Source organism: Angustibacter speluncae, from assembly GCF_054777815.1.
In genome coordinates this window covers 1-3,288 of sequence record NZ_BAAHAF010000109.1, presented here as the reverse complement: position 1 = coordinate 3,288, position 3,288 = coordinate 1, and the positions used below count along the sequence as shown (strand labels likewise).

The 3,288-nt window shown below is 77.3% G+C and carries 4 protein-coding genes and 1 pseudogene; all 5 read left to right on the top strand.

All coding sequences use genetic code 11. The features are described 5' to 3' along the window. The coding region (locus ACYVKY_RS13435) for a FliH/SctL family protein (protein ID WP_460435498.1) at positions 1-252 on the top strand (252 nt) is incomplete at its 5' end. Continuing rightward, the gene (locus tag ACYVKY_RS13430) at positions 249-1,595 is read left to right on the top strand and encodes a FliI/YscN family ATPase (protein ID WP_460435497.1); all 1,347 of its coding nucleotides are present in this window, start codon (positions 249-251) and stop codon (positions 1,593-1,595) included. The genes ACYVKY_RS13435 and ACYVKY_RS13430, both read left to right, overlap by 4 nt. Further along, the gene (locus tag ACYVKY_RS13425; protein ID WP_460435496.1) at positions 1,592-2,023 is read left to right on the top strand and encodes a flagellar FliJ family protein; all 432 of its coding nucleotides are present in this window, start codon (positions 1,592-1,594) and stop codon (positions 2,021-2,023) included. The genes ACYVKY_RS13430 and ACYVKY_RS13425 overlap by 4 nt, the downstream gene beginning before the upstream one ends. Then, positions 2,020-2,985: a transglycosylase SLT domain-containing protein gene (locus ACYVKY_RS13420; RefSeq protein WP_460435495.1), complete on the top strand. Its 966-nt coding sequence runs from the start codon at positions 2,020-2,022 to the stop codon at positions 2,983-2,985. Before ACYVKY_RS13425 ends, ACYVKY_RS13420 begins: the two co-directional genes overlap by 4 nt. Continuing rightward, positions 2,982-3,288 (top strand): annotated as a pseudogene (locus ACYVKY_RS13415) (hypothetical protein); the annotation flags it as partial. The gene ACYVKY_RS13420 and the pseudogene ACYVKY_RS13415, both read left to right, overlap by 4 nt.

Genomic DNA, 3,288 nt, shown 5'->3' with positions numbered 1-3,288 from the left:
GCCGCGCAGGCCCCCGGCCGGGCGGCGCTGCGTCGGGCGCTGCTCGCGGGCGCGGCCGGCGGCCCCGCCACCGTCCGCCTGCACCCCGCGGACGCCGCGACGCTGACGGCGGAGGACGTCCCCGTCGACGTCACCGTCGTCGCCGATCCCGCTCTGTCGCAGGGTGACTCGGTGCTCCAGCACGGCGGCGGCACCGTCGAGGTGCTGCTCCGGGCCGGTCTCGAGCGGGCCCGGACGGTGCTGCTCGGATGACCGTCGCCACCGGCACCCCGTCGACCGGGACCCTGGCCGAGCGCCTCGCCGCCGCCGTGCCCGCCTGCCGCCCCGAGCGGCTCGGCAGAGTGCGCGCCGTGGTGGGTCTCGGCATCGACGTCACCGGCGTCGAGGCGGGCGTCGGCGACCTCGTGGAGGTGTCGACGCCGGAGGGCGGGGTGACGGCCGAGGTCGTCGCCGTCCAGCCCGACGGCGTGCGGTGCATGCCGCTCGCGCACCCGGTGGGGCTGCGCGCCGGTCTCCCCGTGCGCGTCACCGGCTCGCGCCTGCGCGTGCCGGTCGGCGGGCGCCTGCTCGGCCGCGTCCTCGACGGGCTCGGACGGCCGGTCGACGGGCGGGGACCGGTCGAGGGCGCCGAGCTCGTCGACGTGCACGGCACACCGCCGAACCCGTTGCTGCGCGGGCGCGTCCGCGAGCCGCTCGGGCTCGGGGTCCGCGTGCTCGACACCCTCGTCCCCGCCGGTCGCGGTCAGCGCTTCGGGCTGTTCGCCGGGTCGGGCGTCGGCAAGTCGAGCCTGCTGTCGATGATCGCCCGCGGTTCGGAGGCCGACGTGGTCGTCCTCGCCCTGATCGGGGAGCGCGGCCGCGAGGTGCGCGAGTTCCTCGAGGACGACCTGGGCGCCGAGGGCCTGGCGCGCAGCGTCGTCGTCGTGGCCACCTCCGACGAGCCCGCGCTCGTCCGGCTGCGGGCGGCGATGACCGCCACCCGCATCGCCGAGCACTACCGCGACCAGGGCCTCGACGTCGTGCTGATGATGGACTCGCTGACCCGGTTCTGCATGGCGCAGAGGGAGATCGGGCTCTCGGCGGGCGAGCCGCCCGCGACCCGCGGGTACCCGCCGTCGACGTTCGCGATGCTGCCCAGGCTGCTCGAGCGGGCCGGCCCGGGCATCACCGGCTCGATCACCGGCATCTACACCGTCCTCGTCGACGGCGACGACCACGACGAGCCCGTCGCCGACGCCGCCCGCTCGATCCTGGACGGCCACGTCGTGCTCGACCGCGCGCTCGCGACGGCCGGCCACTTCCCGAGCGTCGACGTGCTGGGCTCGGTCTCGCGCGTGGCGACCCGGGTCACCACCGAGCAGCAGCGCGCCGACGCGACGACGCTCCGGCGCGCCATGGCCGCGCGCCGCGACGTGCGAGACCTGCTCGACGTCGGCGCGTACGTGAGCGGCAGCAACCCGGTTGTGGACGCCGCGCTGGCCGCGTGGCCCGCGGTCGAGGCGCTGCTGCAGCAGCGGGTCGACGACGTCGCGCCCGTCGCGGAGTCGTGGCTGCGGCTGTCCCACGTGGCCTCGGCGCTGGGTGGTGCCCGGTGACCCCGTTCCGGCTCGCCGCCCTGCTGCGGCTGCGGCAGCGCCAGCAGGACGACGCCGCCGGTGACCTCGCCCGCGCCAACGCGGCGAACCGCGACGCCCAGGACCTGCGCCGTCGCTACCAGCTCGCGCTGGCCGGGCACCGGATGCCGGAGGAGGCGAGCCCCCTCGCCTGGACGGCGGCCGCCGCCGCGCGCGCCGCCCTGAGCACCGCCACGATCGAGTCGGCCGAGCACGCCGAGCGCACCGCCGCCGAGGCGGGCCAGGCCACCGACGTCTGGCGGTCGGCCCGGATGCGGACCAAGGCGCTGGAGCACCTCGAGGACCGGCACCGCGCCGACGGGGTCGCCGCCGAGCGCGACGCCGAGCAGCGCCGCCTCGACGAGCACACCACCACCCGCCCGCCCGCCGGCGACGGGGACCTGTCGTGAACGGCGTCCTGGCCGTGCAGTCCCGCATCGCGGAGCTGCAGATGATGATGGGTCAGCTGCAGGCGCCGACCGCGGCCTCCGCCGCCCGCGGCACCGCGTTCGCCGGCGAGCTGTCCTCCGCCCTCGGCGCGGGCGACGCCTCGACGACGGCGTCGGCGGGTGGCCCCAGCGGCGAGAAGCTCATCGAGTCGGCCCGCAAGTACCTCGGCGTGCCGTACAAGTGGGGCGGCACCGATCCGGCGTCCGGGCTCGACTGCTCCGCGCTCGTGCAGCGCGCGATGAAGGACATCGGCGTCGACGTGCCGCGCGTGGTCGCCGACCAGCGCCACCTCGGCACCGAGGTCAAGGGCCTGGAGAACGCCCGTCCGGGCGACCTGATCGTGATGGGTGGCAGCCGCCACATCGGCATCTACGTCGGCGACGGCAAGATGCTGCACGCGCCGCGCACCGGTGACGTCGTGAAGATCGGTCCGGTCTACGAGACGCCCACCTCGATCCGCCGGGTGCTCCCCGAGCGCTCCGCGACCCCGGTCGCGTCGCCGTCCGGCGCGGGAGGCGCTCTGCCCGCTGGTGTCTCGTCCGGCGTGCGCCAGTACCAGCCGCTGTTCGACGCGGCGAGCGCGCGGTACGGCCTGCCGGCCGGCCTGCTCGCGGCCGTCGCCCAGGTCGAGTCCGGCGGCAACGCGAAGGCCGTCAGCCCCGCGGGTGCGCAGGGCCTGATGCAGATCATGCCGGCGACCGCCCGCGGGCTCGGCGTCGACCCGCTCGACCCGTCCCAGGCCGTCGACGGTGCCGCGCGGCTGCTGCGCGACCACCTGCGGACGTTCGGCTCGCTCGACCTGGCCCTGGCCGCCTACAACGCCGGCCCCGGTGCGGTCCGCCGCTACGGGGGCGTGCCGCCGTACGCCGAGACGCAGAACTACGTGCGCAAGGTGTCGGCGCTGCTGGGAGGGACCGCGTGAACCTGCCCTCGCTGGCGGTCGCCGCGCCGGCCGCGCCGCAGCGGGCCGCCGCGTCCGCCCGGTCCGTCCCGAGCGGCGAGCACGCCGCGGGTCCGGACGACTTCGCGTCGCTGCTGGAGGCCGCTGCAGCTCCCGCGGACCCGGTGGTCGGGACGGCCGACGGCACCGCGGCCGACAGCGGCTCCGGCGCGGGCACCGACGTCCCGCCGGCCACGCAGCCGCAGCAGGGTGCGCCCGCGCAGGCCGTGCCGGTGCTCGTCGTGGCGCTGCCGGTGACGCCACCGGTGACCGCAGCCGCGCCGG